The following is an 18,477-nucleotide window of genomic DNA, read 5'->3' on the forward strand; positions in this document are numbered from 1 at the left end:
GGGCTGGACGTCGCCCTGCTCGCGCGCGACGCGGCCCGCCTCGCGGCGGTGGCCGCCGAGGTCCGGGCGGAGGGAGTGACGGCGGTCGAGCTGACCGCCGACGTGTCGGACCCGGCGGCGGTGCGCGCCGCCGTCGCGCGGGCCGATGACACGCTCGGGTCGATCGACCTGCTGGTCAACAACGCGGGCGCCATCGAGTCCGAGCACCCGCTGTGGGAGGCCGACCCCGAGGAGTGGTGGTCGATCTTCGAGACCAACGTGCGCGCGCCCTTCCTGTTCATGCGCTACGCCCTGCCCGGCATGATCGCGCGCGGCGGTGGCCGGGTCGTCGACCTGGCCTCCGGCGCGAGCTCGCACGAGATGGGCGGCGGGTACTCGGCGTACAACGCGAGCAAGACGGCGCTGACCCGGCTGGGCGCCAACCTCCACGGCGACGGCTTCCCGCGTGGCATCCGCGTCTTCGAGCTCGCGCCGGGCGTCGTGCGGACGGACATGTCCACGGGGATGACCCTGCACGAGGGGCGCACCCGGTGGACCCCGGTCGAGCGGGTGACCGACGTCGTGAACGCGATAGCCGCTGGTGAGCTCGACGCCTGCTCGGGCTGGTTCCTGCGGGTCTCGCACGACACCCCCGAGTCGCTCAAGGCGCTGGCTGCCGACGTCGCGCGGCAGGGCGGCGAGGCGACCGCCCGCCGGCTGCGGGTCATGCCGGCGGGCAGCGACGACCCGCTGGCGGACGCGCTCACCAAGCGCTGACGCGCCGACACGGGACGTTCATCCGGCGGCCCTGGTGTGCGGGGACGGGCACTCCCTACGGTGGAGAGCGCCCGTCCCCTCACGCAAGGAGACCACCATGCGCCATCGTCGCCCCGTAGCCGCCGCCCTGGGACTGTGCGTCCTGCTCGCCTCCGCGAGCCAGGCGGTCGCAACGACGCAGTCCGCGAGCCAAGCGGCCGCAACGGAGTCCGCGAGCGAGCAGACCGGTCCGTCGGCGGCGGCCGTCACACCGCTCACGGCGAGCAACTTCCGCTACACCCTGTCCGAGACGTCGTCGTCCCTGGTCGGGGCCCTCGACTCGGCCCTGCCGAACGTGACCGTGGGAGCGGTGGCCGACGACGCCAACCGCACCCCGAGCTGCGACAGCGCACCGTCGGTCACGCACCGCACCGCCTACTACTGCTGGAACGCGGGCGACCAGGACACCCCTGACTGGTACCCGCAGGGCATCACCACCAGCTCCGATGCGTTGGGCGATGGAACGTACGACGGCAAGCGCCTCAACCTCGTGAGCTGGTACGACCACGCGGACGACGGCATCGACAAGGGCGTCCGCATCAGCGTGTCCAACCTGTCCGCGAGCGCTTCGGCCCCGCCGTACCGGCACATCCTGCTGGTCGAGCCGAGCGGCACCGCGAGCGCGCCGTCGTACAGGCCGGTCACCGTCCATGCCGGCGGCATCATGTGGTACGGCAACCTGCTGTACGTGGCGGACACGAGCGGCGGGTTCCGCGTGTTCGACCTGGACCACCTGTGGCAGGTCTCGACCGGCAGCTCCTCGGCCGTCGGACGCCAGCCGGACGGTTCGTACCACGCGTTCGACTACAAGTACGTGCTGCCGCAGACCGCGAAGTTCACCGACTCGACGGTCGGTGGGTACGCGCAGCTGCAGCACTCGTCGGTGGCGCTGGACCGGACGAGCTCGCCGGACTCCGTGATCGTGAGCGAGTACCGGAGCGCGGCGGACGTCGACGCGGGAGCCCAGGTCCGGACGATCCGGGTTCCCGTCGACTACACGAACCGGTACCTCAAGCCCGCCTCCGACGGCATCATCAAGGCGACCGAGGCGTACCGGACCGACCTCGAGAGCGTCCAGGGCTCGACCGCGATCAACGGCGAGTTCTTCTTCTCGCAGAGCGACGGCTCGAACCACTCCGACCCGAACTCGGACGGTGACCTGCACACGTTCGCCGCGCCGTCCGGTTCGATCGTGCGGCACGGGAACGCGCTGACCGTGGGCGCGGAGGACCTGTCCTACGACCCGACCCGTGACTACCTGTGGTCGCTGGGCGAGTATCCCGGGTACCGGTGGGTGTACGCGGCGGACGCCTCGTCGTTCTGAGCCGGACGATGCGCCCGGCCGCCGGGACCTGGGCGGACGCGCGGGTCATCCCGGATGTCCCGCGCGTCCGACCCGTGCGGTGCGTCGCCTGGTCGGTGGGGCGGGCCGAACCTAGGCTCGGCCCGGTGACGCTTCGAATCGAAGACTACGGAATTGTCGGGGACCTCCAGTCGGCCGCGCTGATCGGCCGGGACGGCTCGGTCGACTGGATGTGCCTTCCTCGGTTCGACTCCCCGGCGTGCTTCGCCGCGCTGCTGGGCGACGAGCGACACGGCTCGTGGCGGATGGGCCCGGTCGCCGGCGGCCTCTGCACCAGCCGCCGGTACCGGGAGGGCACCCTGGTCCTGGAGACGGAGTGGGACCTCCCGGAGGGCAGGGTCCGGCTGATCGACTTCATGCCGCCGCGTGGTGACCATGCCGACCTCGTCCGGATCGTCGAGGGCATCAGCGGAGCCGTCCCGATGACCACGGAGCTGCGGCTCAGGTTCGACTACGGCAACGTCGTGCCCTGGGTCACGCGGGAGGGGGCCGCGCTGCGCGCGGTGGCGGGCCCGGACTCCGTTCGCATCGACGCGGGGGTCGAGATGGCGCACGACGGCGTCGCCGACGGCTCGGTGCTGCACGCCCGGTTCACCGTCGGGCCGGGGGACCGGGTGCCGTTCGTCCTGACCCATCACGCGTCGCACCTGGACACCAAGGACCCGGTGGAGGCAGAGGCCGCGCTCCGGGACACCGAGGAGTTCTGGCGCTCGTGGCTGGCGGCCTCCACCTACACCGGCCCGTGGGCCGAGGCCGTGCACCGGTCGCTGATCACCCTGAAGGCCCTGACCTACGCCCCGACCGGCGCCATCGCGGCGGCCGCGACGACGTCACTGCCCGAGGAGCTCGGCGGTGCCCGCAACTGGGACTACCGGTACTGCTGGCTGCGGGACGCGGCGTTCACGCTGCAGGCCCTGGTCGGGACCGGCTTCATCGAGGAGGCGCGCGCGTGGCGGGCATGGCTCCTGCGCGCCGTCGCCGGCGACCCGGCGGACCTGCAGATCATGTACGGCCTCGACGGCCGTCGGCGTCTGCCCGAGTACACGATCGACTGGCTGCCCGGGTACGAGGGTTCGAACCCGGTACGGATCGGCAACGGTGCGGTGGGCCAGCTGCAGATCGACGTGTGGGGCGAGACGCTGGACGGCCTGCACCTGGCCCGCGAGGCGGGACTCGAGACCGACGCGGACGCGTGGCGGCTGCAGACCGCGCTCCTCGACTACCTCGAGGAGCACTGGGACGAGCTCGACAACGGGCTCTGGGAGGTGCGCGGCCCGCGCCGCGCCTTCGTGCACTCCCGCGTCATGGCGTGGGCCGGCTTCGACCGGGCGGTACGCGCCGTCGAGGAGCTGGGGCTGGAGGGGCCCGTCGAGCGGTGGCGCACCATACGCGACCGGATCCATGCCGAGGTGTGCGCCAAGGGGTTCGACGCGAGCCGGAACACGTTCACGCAGTTCTACGGTTCCGACGGCCTCGACGCCTCGCTGCTGCTGATCGGGCAGGTCGGGTTCCTGCCATGGGAGGACCCGCGGGTCGTCGGCACGGTGGACGCCGTGCAACGCGAGCTGAGCCAGGACGGTCTCCTGCTCCGCTACCACACGCATGCCGACGACCGGGTGGACGGCCTCCCCGGCAGCGAGGCGACGTTCCTGGTCTGCAGCTTCTGGCTGGTGGACGCGCTGCACGGCATCGGCCGGCGGGAAGAGGCCGTCGCCCTGTTCGAACGCCTGCTCACCCTGCGCAACGACCTCGGGCTCCTGAGCGAGGAGTACGACGTGCGCACCGGGCGCCACCTCGGCAACACGCCGCAGGCGTTCAGCCATCTCGGCCTGGTCAACAGCGCGCTGCGCCTCGGCCGCGGGGTGACGCCCCGCGACGTCGAGTCGGGCGTGACGGCTCAGGTGGCCGTCACGCCCGCGGCGAAGGAGACCACCTGAGCCGGTGGGTTCAGCGGCGCTCGTCGCGCCAGTCGACCCAGGCCTGCACGGTGCTCAGGTCGTAGTCCGGACCGCTCGCGCCGATCGTGAACAGGGTCGCCCCGGCTGCCACGAGGGCGTCGCCCGTCGTCTCCGGCGCGCCGTCGACGTCAACGGACCGCTCCACGAGCTTGGCGGTGTCGCGCCCGACGGCGGCGCCGTGCTCGTCGAGGATCGCCGACTTGGTCGTCAGGACGTCGGCGTCGCCGAAGCTGTGCCAGATATCGGCGTGCTCGGCCACTATGCGCAGCGTCTTCCTGACCCCGCCACCGCCGATCAGGATCGGGATCTCGCGCTGGGGTGCCGGGTTGCCGGCGGCGAGGCGGGCCTTGATCCGCGGCATGGCGGCCGCGAGGCTCGCGATCCGCGAGCCGGCCGTGCCGAACTCGTAGCCGAACCGGTCGTAGTCCTTCTCGAACCACCCGGCGCCCAGCCCCAGGATGAGGCGCCCGCCCGAGATGTGGTCGACCGTGCGCGCCATGTCGGCCAGCAGGTCCGGGTTCCGGTAGCCGATACCCGTCACCAGCGCGCCGATCTCGACGCGTTCGGTCTGCTCGGCCCAGGCGCCGAGCATGGTCCAGGCCTCGAAGTGCTTGCCTTCGGGGTCGCCGTGGAGCGGGTAGAAGTGGTCCCAGTTGAAGATGACGTCGACCCCGATGTCCTCGGCGCGCAGTACCGCGTCGCGGATGGTGGAGTAGTCGGCGTGCTCCGGCTGCAGCTGCAGCGCGATACGGATGGCGCGATCGGTCATGCCCGCAGCCTACGACGATGCAGACGCCGTGGTGCCCGCCCCGGCGGATCGTCCAGGACGCGTGTCGGTCACGTCGCGCGCGGTGCCGGAGGGCCGAGACTATGGGTGTGCCGCCGGTCGGCGACCACCGGAACGACAGGAGCACGCATGCCGAACTACAGCACGTCCGCAGAGATCGACGCCTCGCCGGAGGCCGTATGGGCCGTCCTGTCCGACGTCGAGCACATGCCCGACTGGACGTCCTCCATGACCTCGGTGTCGATCGTCGACGGCCCGAACCCGCCCGACGTCGGCACGCAGGTGCGGATCGAGCAGCCGAGGATGCCGCTGGCGGTCTGGCTGATCGACGAGTGGGACGCGCCGCGGCACTTCGCGTGGATCAGCGAGGCGCCGGGCGTCACCACGCAGGCGGAGCACCTGGTGGAGCCCCTGCCCGGCGGCCGTTCCCGCGTGACCCTCGCGATCACGCAGACCGGTGGGCTGGCCTGGCTGCTCGGCAGGCTCACCATGGGCCGCACCCGCCGGTACGTCGACACCGAGCTCGCCGGCCTGCGAGCCAGGCTGGGCTCGTGACGCCAGACCTCCTGGTACCAGACGTCGGCGCCGGGGCCGGGCTTCAGGCCCGGGTCGCCACCGCGAACACCCTGCGGAACTCGAGCGGCGTGCCGTAGGCGCGCTCCGGATAGGCCGCACGCAGCGCCGCTCCGAACTCCTCCTCGAACCGGGTGCGCAGCGCCGGGTCCTTGGCCTCCAGCGCCTGGAGCGTTGGCTGGGCGCCGGTCGCCGAGATCCAGCGGAGCACGGGGTCCGGCCCGTGCAGCAGGTGCGTATAGGTGGTCTCCCACGCGTCGACGGTCCACCCGGGCCTGGCCAGTCGGTCCAGGTACTCGGCCGGGTCGGCGGTGGCCCGCCGTTCGACCGGTCCGACGACGTCGGCGTACGGCTCCCGGCCGGCGACCTCCCGCAGGAGGAGGTGGCTGGGTGCGTCGTGGTTTCCCGGGACCTGGAACGCGAACGTCTGCGCTGCCCGGTCGGCGAGCGTCGTGAGCAGGTCGCGGTGTCCCGGTACCCACTGGAGTGCGGCGTTGCTGATGACGAGGTCGGCGGTGTGGTCGTCGGTGCTGAGGTCGGCAAGCACGTACTCGGTGCCGGGATCGGCGGCGCGCGCCCGCTCGATCATGGCGGGGGAGGCATCGACGCCCGTGACCTGAGCCTCGGGCCAGCGGGCGCGGAGCACGGCCGTGAGATGGCCGGGCCCGCACCCGAGGTCGACGACGGTGGAGGGTGTCCCGGGCACCCGGGCGACGAGCTCCGTGAACGGGCGCGAGCGCTCGTCCGTGTACTGCAGGTATGCGCTGGGACTCCAGTCCGCCATGACCACTCTCCTCGACATCGAGTATCTCGACATCAAGATACAGGCTCTCGTCGATACCGCGCGATCGTGCCCGGAACAAGCGGTGGTTCCGGGCGCGATCGCTCACGGTCGGCGGTGCCTCGGCTACGCGATCTCGATGTAGTCGAGCTCCGTGAACGCGGTTCCCTTGCCCAGCCGGATGGTGTTCCAGCCCGCCTGGAGGGTGATGTCCTTCGATGCCTGCCGCCAGTTGTCCCAGCCGGTCACGGGGTAGCTGATGGACCCGGCCGCTGCCCCGTTGACCGTGACCGTGTGCGAGGCGGTCCCGGCCGAGCCGTTGGCGTAGCCGACGTGCAACGAGTAGCTGCCCGTGGTGGGTACGTAGATGGAGCCGACGTCGACGGCGCTGTCGGCGTGGTCGATGTACGCGACGACCTTGCCGTCGGACGCGCCGGCGGCGTTCGTCCGGACCGAGCAGTTGTGCAGCGTGCCGCGCTCGGCCTCGTACCGGACCCGGCTGCCCCGCACCACGGGGTTCCCGCCCGCCCAGCCGAGGTCGGCGACGTACATACCCCGGCCGCCCGCTGCACGGTGGCCGTGGAAGACGAGCTTGTCGCCCCCGCCGTCGCGCAGCACGTCGGCGCCGCCGGGGCCGCCCACCGCGCCGTCGAGCGAGGCAGTGGTCATGAGGAACCGGAACGCCTTGGTGTACGGCCCGGTGATCGAGCTCGAGACCGCGTAGTTCGTGCCGTACTGGTTGGTCGTGTACGGGCCCGCCGAGTAGAACAGCACGTACTGGCTGCCCACCTTGGTGATCACGGGCGCCTCGATGATGCCTGCCTCGTCGGCCCGGTCGTTGCGCAGCACCTGGACGGCGCCGCCCTCGAAGGTGATGCCGTCCGCGGCCGTGCGCTGCACGTGGATCCAGGTGGTGGCGCCGATGGCGTTGCCGTCGTTCTTCCAGACCAGGTACCGGGCGCCGTTCGTGTCGACGAAGCTGGACGCGTCGATCGCGCCGCCCGCGCCGAGCGGGCAGACGAGCGGCTGGGTGCCCACCGGGGCGAACGGGCCGCCGGGGGAGTCGGACAGGGCGGCGCCGATGCACTGCCGGCCGGACGCCGCGTGCCAGGCCGTGTAGTAGAGCAGGTAGCGGCCGTCGGCGCGGCGGGAGACGTCGGGTGCCCAGGTGCGCCCCTCCTTGGCCCAGGCGCCGAGGTTCGGCAGGGCGTCCGTCGACCGGTACGTCCAGGGCCCGTCCGGGTCGGGCGCGGTCGCCCAGGGCAGGTTCTTGCCCTCGTTGGTCGCGTACGCGTAGTAGGTGTCGCCGAACTTCGACACGTCGGGGTCGGGGAAGTCGCGGTCGAGCACGAGGCTCGGGCGCACGGTCGCCTGGACGGCGACGTCGTCGTCCGGGGTGGCGACGGCGGGGCTGGTCGTGAGGAGCCCGAGGGCCAGGGCGGTGACGGCGGTGCCGGCGAGGGCTGCGCGGGAGAAGCGAGGAAGTACCACGTTGAACCTCCGGGCGAGAGAAAACTCGACGGGTGAATTGTCGCGACTGGCCCACTGCTTGTAAAGCATCGGCTCCAACTGGTTCTGACCGCGCTCCAACGTTAAACCACCCGACCCGCGCCCCGCCTCGTTGAGTGCTGGATATTTGCGGGCTTCAGCGCTCCCAGACCGCAAATATCCAGCACTCAACGGGGTCAGGGGACGAGGAGGACCTTGCCCGTTGTGGCGCGGGACTCCAGCGCCTCGTGCGCCGCTCCGGCGTCGGCCAGCGAGAGGGTGGAGCCGACGTGGACCTCCAGGTCGCCCGACACAGCGGCCTCGAACACCTCCGACGTGCGCCACTCGAGCTCGTCGCGGGTGAGCGTGTAGTGGGCGATCGTCGGCCGCGTGAGGAACAGGGAGCCGGCCTTGTTGAGCCGCTGCGGGTCGAGCGGCGGTACCTGACCCGACGCGCCGCCGAACAGCACGAGCATCCCGCGCGGACGCAGGGAGGCGAGCGACGCCTCGAAGGTGGACCGGCCGACGCCGTCGTACACGACGTGCACGCCCCGGCCGTCGGTGAGCTCGCGCACGAGCGCGGGCAGCTCGGCCGTGAGGTCGCCCAGCGCCGCGTAGTCGACGGTGTGCGCGGCGCCGGCCGACGCGGACAGCGCGGCCTTCTCCGCGCTCGAGACGGTGGTCAGGACCCGCCCGCCGTGCAGGACGGCGAGCTGTGTGGCCAGCAGGCCCACGCCGCCGGCACCCGCGTGCAGCAGGATGTCGTGCCCCTGCCGCACCTCGAACGTGGACCGCACGAGGTAGTGCGCGGTGATGCCCTGCAGGGGGAGCGCGGCCGCCGTGGTGAGGTCCAGCCCGTCGGGGACCGGTACGGCGCCCGCCGCGTCGACCGCCACCAGCTCCGCGTAGGAGCCGGGCGCGTCGTGCCAGGCCACGCGGTCGCCGATCGCGAAACCCTGGACGTCGTCGCCGAGTGCCTCCACGGTCCCGGCACCCTCCACGCCGACCACGTGCGGGTACTGCATGGGATAGACGCCGGAGCGGCGATAGGTGTCGATGAAGTTCACGCCGGCTGCGGCGACACGGACCAGGAGCTGACCCGGACCGGGCGTCGGGTCGGGGAGCTCGGTGTACTGCAGGACCTCGGGACCGCCCGCTTCACGGGCTACGACTGCGTGCATGCGGCGAGCCTATGTCGCAGGGTGGTCAGGGGCCGCCTCCCCGGTTTCGCCGCTCTGCATAATTATGTATAGTACCGAATATGTCCAGCAGTCAGCCCATCCGAGTCGCCGTCGCCGGCGCGTCCGGCTATGCGGGAGGAGAGGCTCTGCGTCTCCTCGCGGCCCACCCGTTCGTCGAGATCGGTGCGCTCACCGCGCACTCGAGCGCCGGGTCGAGCCTCGGCGAGGTCCAGCCGCACCTGCGGGGCCTCGCGCACCGCATCCTCGAACCGACAACGCCGGACACGCTGGGCGGGCACGACGTCGTGCTGCTCGCCCTGCCGCACGGCGCGTCGGGGAAGGTCGCGGCAGAGCTCCCCGACGACGTCCTGGTCATCGACCTGGGCGCGGACCACCGGCTGGAGTCGGCGAGCGACTGGGAGCAGTTCTACGGCTCGGCGCACGCAGGCACCTGGCCGTACGGCCTGCCCGAGCTGATCCACGCAGTGGCGCCCGGTGCAGGCACGACCGATCTGGCCACCGCCGCCCGTCAGCGCGACAAGCTGGCCGGCGCGCGCCGCATCGCGGTGCCCGGCTGCAACGTCACGGCGGTCACGCTCGGCCTGCAGCCCGGTGTCGCGGCCGGCGTCGTCGAGCCGACCGACATCGTCGCCGTGCTGGCCAACGGCTACTCGGGCGCCGGCAAGGCGCTCAAGCCGCACCTCCTGGCGAGCGAGGCGCTCGGCGCCGCACTGCCGTACGCGGTGGGCGGCACGCACCGGCACATCCCGGAGATCCAGCAGAACCTGCGGGCCGCCGGCGCACCCGAGGTGACCATCAGCTTCACACCCACGCTCGTGCCGATGGCGCGGGGCATCCTCGCGACCGCGACGGCCCCGCTGGCCAAGGGCGTCGACCCGGAGCAGGTCCGCGCCGCGTGGGAGGCCGCGTACGCCGACGAGCCGTTCGTGCACCTGCTCCCGGAGGGCCAGTGGCCCAGCACCGCCATGACGCTGGGCGCCAACACGGCGTGCGTGCAGGTGGCGGTCGACGCGGCCGCCCGCAGGGTAGTGACCGTCACCGCGATCGACAACCTCGTCAAGGGGACGGCCGGTGCCGCCGTCCAGTCCATGAACCTCGCCCTCGGCCTGCGGGAGACCGCCGGCCTCATCACCGAAGGAGTCGCGCCATGACCGGCACCGCAGCGGGGGTCACCGCAGCACAGGGGTTCCGGGCGGCCGGGATCACGGCAGGCCTCAAGGCGTCCGGCACACCGGACCTGGCGCTCGTCGTCAACGACGGCCCCGAGCTCACCGCCGCCGCGGTGTTCACGAGCAACCGCGTGGTCGGCGCGCCCGTCATGTGGTCGCGCCAGGCGGTCAAGGACGGCGTGGCGCGCGCCGTGGTGCTCAACTCCGGCGGCGCCAACGTGTGCACGGGCCCTGGCGGGTTCCAGGACGCGCACGCCACAGCGGAGAAGGTCGCTGACGAGCTCGGGATCGGCGCGATCGACGTGCTCGTGGGCTCCACCGGCCTGATCGGCGTGCGGCTGGCCGCGGACAAGCTGCTGGCGGGCATCCCCGTCGCTGTGGGCGCCCTCGCCGCGGACGAGGCGGCGGGGACCGCAGCGGCCACCGCGATCATGACCACCGACACCGTGGCCAAGACGGCGGTGCGCACCGTCGAGACCCCGGCGGGCACCTTCACCGTCGGCGGCATGGCCAAGGGCGCAGGCATGCTCGCGCCCGCGCTGGCGACCATGCTGTGCGTGATCACCACCGACGCCTCTGCCCCGGCCGAGACCGCCGACGCCGCGCTGCGCGCCGCGACCCGGGTCACCTTCGACCGCGTCGACTCCGACGGCGCCATGTCCACCTCGGACACCGTGGTCCTGATGGCCTCTGGCGCCTCCGGCGTGACACCGGACCTCGACGTGCTCACCGAGGCCGTCACCGAGATCTGCGCCGACCTCGCCCGCCAGCTCGTCGCCGACGCCGAGGGCGCCACCCACGACATCGCCATCACCGTCACGAACGCCACCACGGAGGACGCCGCCCTCGCCGTCGCGCGCGCGGTGAGCCGGTCCAACCTGGTCAAGGCCGCCATCTTCGGCAACGACCCCAACTGGGGCCGCATCCTGTCGCAGGTCGGCACCGTGCCGGAGGACGTCGCCCCGTACGACCCGGCCGAGCTCGACGTGAGCGTCAACGGCGTCATGGTCTGCAAGGCAGGCGGCGCCTACGAGCCACGGGAGAAGGTGGACATGGCGGCCGCCCGGGACGTGACGATCACCGTCGACCTGCACGCCGGCGACGCCGAGATCACGCTCTGGACCAACGACCTCACGCACGACTACGTCCACGAGAACAGCGCGTACAGCTCATGAGCAGCGACATCGTCAACGGGCTGCGGCCCGACCAGAAGGCAGAGGTGCTGATCGAGGCCCTGCCCTGGCTGCGGGAGTTCTCCGGCGCGCTCGTCGTCGTCAAGTACGGCGGCAACGCGATGCTGGACGCGGAGCTCAAGGCCGCCTTCGCGCAGGACATGGTGTTCCTGCGGCAGGTGGGTCTGCGGCCCGTCGTCGTGCACGGCGGGGGACCGCAGATCAACTCCATGCTCGACCGGCTCGGCATCGCCTCGGAGTTCAAGGGCGGCCTGCGCGTCACCACGCCGGAGGCGATGGAGGTGGTGCGCATGGTGCTGACCGGCCAGGTCAGCCGCGAGCTGGTCGGCCTGATCAACGCGCACGGCCCCGTCGCCGTCGGCCTCTCGGGGGAGGACGGCGGCCTGCTCGGCGCCGAACGCCGCCACGCCGTCGTGAACGGTGAGCCCGTCGACGTCGGCCTCGTGGGCGACGTCGTCCAGGTGGACCCGCGCGCCGTCGAGGACCTGCTGGAGGCCGGCCGCATCCCCGTGGTGTCCACCATCGCGCCCGACAAGGACGACCCGACCCAGGTGCTGAACGTCAACGCGGACACCGCGGCCTCGGCGCTCGCGGTGGCGCTGGGCGCCAAGAAGCTCATCGTCCTGACGGACGTCGAGGGGCTGTACACGGACTGGCCCGACAAGGGGTCGCTCGTCGAGCGGATCACCGCGCCCGAGCTGGCCGAGCTGCTGCCCAGCCTGGAGTCCGGGATGGTGCCGAAGATGGAGGCGTGCCTGCGCGCGGTCGAGGGCGGCGTGGCCGCCGCGACGGTCATCGACGGCCGCCAGCCGCACAGCGTGCTGCTGGAGGTCTTCACCGCGCGGGGCAACGGGACGATGGTCGTCCCCGCGCCGTCCGCCCTGAAGGAAGGTGCCACGGCATGAGCACGCTGATCCCTACGGAGGACGGCTCGGTCCTGTCCGCGAACGGCTCCGTCGCGGCCTGGACCAGGCGGTACACGGGCGCCGTGATGGACACGTTCGGCCCACCGCAGCGTGTCCTGGTGCGCGGCGAGGGCGCCCACGTGTGGGACGCGGACGGCAAGCGGTACCTCGACCTGCTCGGCGGCATCGCCGTCAACACGCTCGGCCACGCGCACCCGACGCTGACCGCTGCGATCAGCGCCCAGCTCGGCACGCTCGGCCACGTCTCCAACTTCTTCGGCACGCCCGCCCAGATCGCGCTGGCCGAGACGCTGCTGCGGATCGCCGAGGCCCCCGAGGGCTCACGCGTGTTCCTGACCAACTCCGGCACCGAGGCGGTCGAGGCGGCGTTCAAGATGACGCGCCGGGTCGCGTCGTCGTCCGGTGTCGGTACCCGCACCCGGGTGCTCGCGCTGGAGGGCGGCTTCCACGGCCGGTCGATGGGCGCCCTCGCGCTCACCGCGAAGGCCGCCTACCGGGAACCGTTCGAGCCGCTCCCGGGCGGCGTCGAGCACCTGCCGTTCGGTGACCTCGCGGCGCTGGAGGCGGCGTTCTCGCCCCAGGCGATCGCCGAGCGCGGCGAGGTCGCCGCGCTCGTGGTCGAGCCCGTTCAGGGTGAGGCGGGCGTGCGCCCCCTGCCGCCGGGCTACCTCGTGGCCGCCCGTCGCCTGACCACCGCGCACGGCGCGCTGCTCGTCCTGGACGAGGTCCAGACCGGCATGGGCCGGTGCGGCTCCTGGTTCGCCTACCAGCAGCCGGAGATCGGCGGCGGCATCGTGCCCGACGTCGTCACGGTCGCCAAGGGCCTCGGCGGCGGCTTCCCCGTCGGCGCGGTGATCGCGTACGGCGCTGCCGCCCGCCTCGTGGGTCGCGGTCAGCACGGCAGCACCTTCGGCGGCAACCCCGTCGCGGCGGCCGCAGCGCTCGCGACGATCGGCGTCGTCGAGCGCGACGGCCTGCTCACCAACGTGCGGGAGGTCGGGGCGCTGCTGCGCCAGGAGATCGAGATGTGCGGCAGCCCGCTCGTCAAGGAGGTCCGCGGGCGCGGGCTGCTGCTCGCCGTAGCGCTGAACGAGCCGGTGGCGCCGCAGGTGGCCGCCGCGGCGCTGGAGGCCGGGTTCATCGTGAACGCCGTGGCACCCGACGCGATCCGGCTCGCCCCGCCCCTGATCCTGACCGAGGACCAGGCCGTCGAGGCAGCCCGCTTCTTCGCGACGCTGGCCGAGCCTGTCGAGACCGAGGAGACCCCCGCATGACCCGCCACTTCCTGCGCGACGACGACCTGACGCCCGCCGAGCAGAGGACGGTCCTGGAGCTCGGCCTCGCCCTGCGCGAGGACCGGTTCGCCCGGCGTCCCCTGGAGGGCCCGCGTGCGGTCGCGTTCATCACGGACAAGCCGACGCTGCGCACCCAGGTGTCGTTCGCGGCGGGTATCGCGGAGCTCGGCGGGTTCCCGCTCGTGGTCGACGGCAACCTGGCCAAGATCGGCGTCCGCGAGTCCATCGCGGACACCACCCGCGTGCTCGACCGGCAGGTCTCCGCGATCGCGTGGCGCACGTTCGGCCAGGACCGCATCGAGGAGATGGCCGCGGTCTCGCGCGTGCCGGTCATCAACGCGCTCACCGACGACTTCCACCCGTGCCAGATCCTCGCCGACCTGCTCACGGTGGCGCAGCACCGGGGGCTCGACACCCTGCCGGGCACGACGTTCGCCTACGTGGGTGATGCCGCGAACAACATGGGCAACTCCTACCTGCTGGGCTGCGTGACGGCGGGCATGCACGTGCGGATCGCGGGCCCGGAGGGCTATCTGCCCGACGCCGCCGTGGTCGCCCGTGCGCACGAGATCGCCGGTGGGACGGGGGGCTCGGTGACGGTGACGACGTCCGCCGAGGAGGCCGTGGCGGGGGCGGACGTCGTGGCCACCGACACCTGGGTCTCGATGGGTGACGAGGCGCAGGCCGAGGAGCGGGCCAAGCCGTTCTGGGACTACCAGCTGAACGCGAACCTGCTCGCGGGCGCCGCCGAGGGCGCGCTCGTGCTGCACTGCCTGCCCGCCTACCGCGGCAAGGAGATCACCGCCGACGTCATCGACGGCCCGCAGAGCGTTGTGTGGGACGAGGCGGAGAACCGGCTGCACGCGCAGAAGGCGCTGCTGACCTGGCTGCTGGGGCAGGGCTGATGGTCATCAAGCAGACGGCGACGACCGCGACCACCGCGACGACGAAGGCGGCCCGGCACGCCCGGATCACCGAGATCGTGACGCGCAACGCCATCCACTCCCAGGCGGAGCTGGCCGAGGCGCTGGCGGCCGACGGCGTGAGCGTCACGCAGGGCACCCTCTCGCGCGACCTGATCGAGCTGCAGGCCGAGAAGGTGCGCGGCTCGGACGGCACCCTCGTCTACGCCGTCCCGGGTGAGGGCGGGGACCGCAGCACGCAGTCGGACGCGAGCGAGGAGTACCTGTCGGCGCGGCTGACCCGGCTCGCCAAGGAGCTGCTGGTCTCCGCGGAGTCGTCCGGCAACCTCGTCGTCCTCCGAACCCCGCCGGGGGCAGCGAACCTGCTGGCCTCGGCGATCGACCACTCGGTGTTCCCGGGGATGCTCGGCACCATCGCCGGCGACGACACCATCCTCGTCATCGCGCGGGACGCCGACGGCGCCGCGCTGGCGGGCCGCTTCCTCGCGCTGAGCACCTGAAATCACTTCACAATCGCACCTGACCCACCACCACCGGAAAGAGATCGTCAATCATGACTGAACGCGTCGTGCTCGCCTACTCGGGCGGCCTGGACACCTCCGTCGCCATCGGCTGGATCGCCGAGGCCACCGGGGCCGAGGTGGTCGCCGTGGCCGTCGACGTCGGCCAGGGTGGCGAGGACATGAACGTCATCCGCAAGCGCGCGCTGGACTGCGGCGCCGTCGAGGCGTACGTCGCCGACGCGCGCGACGAGTTCGCCAACGAGTACTGCATGCCCGCGCTGCGGGCCAACGGCCTGTACCTCGACCGCTACCCGCTGGTCTCGGCCATCTCCCGGCCGGTCATCGTGAAGCACATGGTGGCAGCGGCCCGGCAGTTCGGCGCCTCGACCGTCGCGCACGGCTGCACCGGCAAGGGCAACGACCAGGTCCGCTTCGAGGTGGCCACCACCTCGCTTGCGCCCGACCTGAAGTCGATTGCTCCGGTGCGTGACCTCGCGCTGACCCGCGAGAAGGCCATCGACTACGCGGAGAAGCACGACCTGCCGATCGCGACGACGAAGAAGAACCCCTTCTCGATCGACCAGAACGTCTGGGGCCGTGCGGTGGAGACGGGCTTCCTCGAGGACATCTGGAACGAGCCCACCAAGGACGTCTACTCCTACACGGACGACCCGACGTTCCCGCCGGTGGCGGACGAGGTCATCATCACGTTCGAGCAGGGCGTGCCCGTGGCGCTCGACGGCGTCGCCGTCACCCCGCTGCAGGCCATCCAGGAGATGAACCGCCGCGCCGGTGCCCAGGGTGTCGGCCGGATCGACATCGTCGAGGACCGCCTCGTGGGCATCAAGTCCCGTGAGATCTACGAGGCGCCGGGCGCCATCGCCCTCATCGCGGCGCACCAGGAGCTGGAGAACGTCACCGTCGAGCGGGAGCAGGCCCGGTTCAAGCGCCAGGTGGAGCAGCGCTGGAGCGAGCTCGTCTACGACGGCATGTGGTTCTCGCCGCTGAAGAAGTCGCTCGACGTCTTCATCGACGACACCCAGAAGTACGTCTCCGGCGACATCCGCATGGTCATGCACGGCGGGCGCGCCACCGTCACGGGACGCCGTTCGGAGCAGTCGCTGTACGACTTCAACCTCGCCACCTACGACGAGGGCGACGCGTTCGACCAGTCGCAGGCCCGCGGGTTCATCGAGATCTACGGCCTGACGGCCAAGCTCGCCGCCGCGCGCGACGAGAAGTTCGGCAACGGCGTTGACCTCGGGGTCGGGACGCTGTGACGGAGCACGACGGCACACCTCAGGACGCGGCGGGACAGGACGCGGCGGGACAGGGCGTCGCGCGGCCGGCGTCGTCCCGGACCGTCGGTGCGCACTCCGGCGAGAAGGTCGCCCTCTGGGGCGGCCGGTTCGCCGGTGGTCCCGCCCCCGAGCTCGCGGCGCTCTCGCAGTCGACGCACTTCGACTGGCGGCTCGCGCCGTACGACATCGCCGGCTCCAAGGCGCACGCCCGGGTGCTCGCGGGCGCCGGGCTGCTCACCGAGCCGGAGCTCGCCAGGATGATCGACGCCCTGGACATGCTGGAGCAGGACGTCGCCTCCGGCGCCTTCCTCCCGGTGCTCGACGACGAGGACGTGCACACCGCCCTCGAACGCGGCCTGCTGGAGCGCGCCGGGGACGAGCTGGGCGGCAAGCTGCGGGCCGGCCGGTCCCGCAACGACCAGATCGCCACGCTCGTGCGGCTCTACCTGCGCGACCAGGCGCGCACCATCGCCGCGCAGCTCCTCGACCTGGTGGACGAGCTGATCACCCAGGCGGAGGCCGCGGGCGACGCCCCCATGCCGGGCCGCACGCACCTGCAGCACGCCCAGCCGGTCCTGCTCGCGCACCACCTCCTCGCGCACGCCTGGCCGATGCTGCGCGACGTCGACCGCTTCCTCGACTGGGACGTGCGCGCCTCGAAGTCGCCGTACGGCTCCGGTGCGCTCGCGGGCTCGTCCCTCGGGCTGGACCCGGCGGCCGTCGCCGCCGACCTCGGGCTGGAGGGCGGACCGGTCGAGAACTCGATCGACGGGACCGCCTCGCGGGACATCGCGGCGGAGTTCGCGTTCGTCGCCGCGATGATCGCCGTCGACCTCTCGCGGATCGCCGAGGAGGTCATCCTCTGGAACACCAAGGAGTTCGGGTTCGTCCGGCTGGACGACGCGTACTCGACGGGCTCGTCGATCATGCCGCAGAAGAAGAACCCGGACATCGCCGAGCTCGCCCGCGGCAAGGCAGGGCGCGTGATCGGCGACCTGACCGGTCTGCTCACCACGCTCAAGGGCCTGCCGCTCGCGTACAACCGCGACCTGCAGGAGGACAAGGAGCCGGTGTTCGACCAGGTGGCGACGCTCACCACCGTGCTGCCCGCGTTCACGGGCATGGTGCGCACCATGGTCTTCGACACCGACCGCATGGCCGAGCTCGCCCCGCAGGGCTTCTCGCTCGCGACCGACATCGCCGAGTGGCTCGTCAAGCAGGGCGTCCCGTTCCGGGTGGCGCACGAGGTGGCCGGCTCCTGCGTGCAGGAGTGCGAGGCCCGCGGCATCGAGCTGTGGGACCTGTCCGACGACGACCTGGCCAAGATCTCGGAGCACCTCACCCCCGAGGTGCGCGGCGTCCTGTCGGTGGAGGGCTCGCTCGCCTCGCGCGACGGCGTGGGCGGCACGGCCCCGGCCCGCGTGGCGGAGCAGATCGAGCTGGCCAAGGAGCGCTCGACGGAGTACCGCTTCTGGGCCCAGTCGGAGTAGTCCGCGGCGGTGAGTGATTGTGCCCAGGACTCACGGGCTTTCTGGGCGCAATCGCTCAGCCCCGCGCCCCTCGAGGAGGAGAGTGATTCCGCGTGACCGTCTCGCCTGCCGTGCTCGGAGAGCTGCTGGGCCGGATTCGTGCTGCCGACGCGCGCCTCGTCTGCGTCGACGGACCGGCCGGCTCCGGCAAGACGACGCTGGCCGCCCAGCTCGCCGACGCGTTCGAGGCCCCGGTGGTCCACATGGACGACCTCTACGAGGGCTGGGCGGGCGGCCCGGACGCGGGCGCCGCCAACCTGCGCCGGTGGGTCCTCGACCCGCTGGCGGCGGGGGAGCCCGTCCGCTACCGCCGGTACGACTGGGTGGAGGAGGACTGGGCCGAGTGGCATGACGTCCCGCCGTCCACCCATCTCGTGGTGGAAGGGTGCGGGGCGGCCGCGCGCCAGGTGGACGCGCTGGGCGCGTTCCGCATCTGGGTGGAGGCGGACGACGCCGAACGGCTGCGCCGCGGCTTGGAGCGCGACGGCGACGACGCGCGCGAGCACTGGCTGCGCTGGATGACGCAGGAGGCGGACCACTACGCGCGCGAGCGCACCCGGGAGCGCGCCGACCTGCGGCTGGACGGGTTCGGCACCCTCGTCGAGCAATCGTCCGAGGAGGCAGTCGACGAGGCGTAACACCAATACCTAGATCCGCTAGGCCTAGATCTGCTAGGGTTCCAACCCTAGAA

At 72.2% G+C, this 18,477-nt stretch carries 17 protein-coding genes; 13 read left to right on the forward strand and 4 right to left on the reverse strand.

Translation table 11 applies throughout. The features are described from left to right. From ACFWE2_RS13505 to ACFWE2_RS13515, 3 genes are all read left to right on the forward strand, one after another. The coding region (locus ACFWE2_RS13505; protein ID WP_377224740.1) for an SDR family NAD(P)-dependent oxidoreductase at positions 1 to 756 on the forward strand (756 nt) is incomplete at its 5' end. Between the two features lie 97 nt (positions 757 to 853). Beyond that, on the forward strand, positions 854 to 2,119 hold the full coding sequence (locus tag ACFWE2_RS13510; RefSeq protein WP_377224741.1) for a hypothetical protein: 1,266 nt from the start codon (positions 854 to 856) through the stop codon (positions 2,117 to 2,119). Between the two features lie 125 nt (positions 2,120 to 2,244). Beyond that, on the forward strand, positions 2,245 to 4,095 hold the full coding sequence (locus ACFWE2_RS13515) for a glycoside hydrolase family 15 protein (protein ID WP_377224742.1): 1,851 nt from the start codon (positions 2,245 to 2,247) through the stop codon (positions 4,093 to 4,095). Positions 4,096 to 4,105: 10 nt separating this feature from the next. Here ACFWE2_RS13515 and ACFWE2_RS13520 read toward each other — a convergent pair whose 3' ends face one another. Next, positions 4,106 to 4,885, reverse strand: a complete 780-nt coding sequence (locus ACFWE2_RS13520; RefSeq protein WP_377224743.1) for an LLM class F420-dependent oxidoreductase — start codon at positions 4,883 to 4,885, stop codon at positions 4,106 to 4,108. Between the two features lie 147 nt (positions 4,886 to 5,032). On the opposite strand from ACFWE2_RS13520, the gene ACFWE2_RS13525 reads away from it, so the two are divergent. After that, positions 5,033 to 5,458, forward strand: a complete 426-nt coding sequence (locus tag ACFWE2_RS13525) for an SRPBCC family protein (RefSeq protein ID WP_377224744.1) — start codon at positions 5,033 to 5,035, stop codon at positions 5,456 to 5,458. A 43-nt stretch (positions 5,459 to 5,501) separates the two neighbouring features. Here ACFWE2_RS13525 and ACFWE2_RS13530 read toward each other — a convergent pair whose 3' ends face one another. The 3 genes from ACFWE2_RS13530 to ACFWE2_RS13540 all read right to left on the reverse strand — a co-directional run bounded on the left by ACFWE2_RS13530 (position 5,502) and on the right by ACFWE2_RS13540 (position 8,926). Next, on the reverse strand, positions 5,502 to 6,260 hold the full coding sequence (locus tag ACFWE2_RS13530) for a methyltransferase domain-containing protein (protein ID WP_377224745.1): 759 nt from the start codon (positions 6,258 to 6,260) through the stop codon (positions 5,502 to 5,504). Between the two features lie 123 nt (positions 6,261 to 6,383). Next, positions 6,384 to 7,748, reverse strand: coding sequence for a family 43 glycosylhydrolase (locus ACFWE2_RS13535; protein ID WP_377224746.1), 1,365 nt, complete (start codon positions 7,746 to 7,748; stop codon positions 6,384 to 6,386). A 194-nt stretch (positions 7,749 to 7,942) separates the two neighbouring features. After that, a complete protein-coding gene (locus tag ACFWE2_RS13540) occupies positions 7,943 to 8,926 on the reverse strand; it encodes a quinone oxidoreductase family protein (RefSeq protein ID WP_377224747.1) in 984 nt (327 codons plus the stop codon). Positions 8,927 to 9,006: 80 nt separating this feature from the next. On the opposite strand from ACFWE2_RS13540, the gene argC reads away from it, so the two are divergent. The 9 genes from argC (at position 9,007) to ACFWE2_RS13585 (ending at position 18,424) form a co-directional block, all read left to right on the forward strand. After that, positions 9,007 to 10,098 carry an N-acetyl-gamma-glutamyl-phosphate reductase gene (gene argC, locus ACFWE2_RS13545; protein ID WP_377224748.1) on the forward strand — a complete coding sequence of 364 codons (1,092 nt, stop codon included), beginning with the start codon at positions 9,007 to 9,009 and terminating at the stop codon, positions 10,096 to 10,098. Next, on the forward strand, positions 10,095 to 11,291 hold the full coding sequence (gene argJ, locus ACFWE2_RS13550; protein WP_377224749.1) for a bifunctional glutamate N-acetyltransferase/amino-acid acetyltransferase ArgJ: 1,197 nt from the start codon (positions 10,095 to 10,097) through the stop codon (positions 11,289 to 11,291). Before argC ends, argJ begins: the two co-directional genes overlap by 4 nt. After that, positions 11,288 to 12,214, forward strand: a complete 927-nt coding sequence (gene argB, locus ACFWE2_RS13555; RefSeq protein WP_377224750.1) for an acetylglutamate kinase — start codon at positions 11,288 to 11,290, stop codon at positions 12,212 to 12,214. The genes argJ and argB overlap by 4 nt, the downstream gene beginning before the upstream one ends. Continuing rightward, entirely contained in the window at positions 12,211 to 13,509 is a 1,299-nt protein-coding gene (locus ACFWE2_RS13560) for an acetylornithine transaminase (protein WP_377224751.1), read from the forward strand. Before argB ends, ACFWE2_RS13560 begins: the two co-directional genes overlap by 4 nt. Then, positions 13,506 to 14,435, forward strand: coding sequence for an ornithine carbamoyltransferase (argF, locus tag ACFWE2_RS13565; protein WP_377224752.1), 930 nt, complete (start codon positions 13,506 to 13,508; stop codon positions 14,433 to 14,435). The genes ACFWE2_RS13560 and argF overlap by 4 nt, the downstream gene beginning before the upstream one ends. Then, complete coding sequence (locus tag ACFWE2_RS13570) at positions 14,435 to 14,953, forward strand: arginine repressor (protein WP_377224753.1); 519 nt, start codon at positions 14,435 to 14,437, stop codon at positions 14,951 to 14,953. The genes argF and ACFWE2_RS13570 overlap by 1 nt, the downstream gene beginning before the upstream one ends. A gap of 53 nt (positions 14,954 to 15,006) precedes the next feature. Then, on the forward strand, positions 15,007 to 16,236 hold the full coding sequence (locus ACFWE2_RS13575; protein ID WP_377224754.1) for an argininosuccinate synthase: 1,230 nt from the start codon (positions 15,007 to 15,009) through the stop codon (positions 16,234 to 16,236). Then, a complete protein-coding gene (gene argH, locus ACFWE2_RS13580; RefSeq protein WP_377224755.1) occupies positions 16,233 to 17,747 on the forward strand; it encodes an argininosuccinate lyase in 1,515 nt (504 codons plus the stop codon). The genes ACFWE2_RS13575 and argH overlap by 4 nt, the downstream gene beginning before the upstream one ends. Positions 17,748 to 17,839: 92 nt before the next feature. After that, on the forward strand, positions 17,840 to 18,424 hold the full coding sequence (locus ACFWE2_RS13585; RefSeq protein ID WP_377224756.1) for a uridine kinase: 585 nt from the start codon (positions 17,840 to 17,842) through the stop codon (positions 18,422 to 18,424). Positions 18,425 to 18,477 lie beyond the last annotated feature (53 nt).

The sequence above is a fragment of the Promicromonospora sp. NPDC060271 genome (assembly GCF_042726755.1).
GTDB lineage: Bacteria > Actinomycetota > Actinomycetes > Actinomycetales > Cellulomonadaceae > Promicromonospora.

Excerpts from the sequence above, each read along its gene's own strand:
- ACFWE2_RS13510 (WP_377224741.1), top strand. The coding sequence starts at position 854 with ATGCGCCATCGTCGCCCCGTAGCCGCCGCCCTGGGACTGTGCGTCCTG.
- ACFWE2_RS13520 (WP_377224743.1), bottom strand. The coding sequence starts at position 4,885 with ATGACCGATCGCGCCATCCGTATCGCGCTGCAGCTGCAGCCGGAGCAC.
- ACFWE2_RS13525 (WP_377224744.1), top strand. The coding sequence starts at position 5,033 with ATGCCGAACTACAGCACGTCCGCAGAGATCGACGCCTCGCCGGAGGCC.
- ACFWE2_RS13530 (WP_377224745.1), bottom strand. The coding sequence starts at position 6,260 with ATGGCGGACTGGAGTCCCAGCGCATACCTGCAGTACACGGACGAGCGC.
- ACFWE2_RS13540 (WP_377224747.1), bottom strand. The coding sequence starts at position 8,926 with ATGCACGCAGTCGTAGCCCGTGAAGCGGGCGGTCCCGAGGTCCTGCAG.
- argC (WP_377224748.1), top strand. The coding sequence starts at position 9,007 with ATGTCCAGCAGTCAGCCCATCCGAGTCGCCGTCGCCGGCGCGTCCGGC.
- argJ (WP_377224749.1), top strand. The coding sequence starts at position 10,095 with ATGACCGGCACCGCAGCGGGGGTCACCGCAGCACAGGGGTTCCGGGCG.
- argB (WP_377224750.1), top strand. The coding sequence starts at position 11,288 with ATGAGCAGCGACATCGTCAACGGGCTGCGGCCCGACCAGAAGGCAGAG.
- ACFWE2_RS13560 (WP_377224751.1), top strand. The coding sequence starts at position 12,211 with ATGAGCACGCTGATCCCTACGGAGGACGGCTCGGTCCTGTCCGCGAAC.
- argF (WP_377224752.1), top strand. The coding sequence starts at position 13,506 with ATGACCCGCCACTTCCTGCGCGACGACGACCTGACGCCCGCCGAGCAG.
- ACFWE2_RS13570 (WP_377224753.1), top strand. The coding sequence starts at position 14,435 with ATGGTCATCAAGCAGACGGCGACGACCGCGACCACCGCGACGACGAAG.
- ACFWE2_RS13575 (WP_377224754.1), top strand. The coding sequence starts at position 15,007 with ATGACTGAACGCGTCGTGCTCGCCTACTCGGGCGGCCTGGACACCTCC.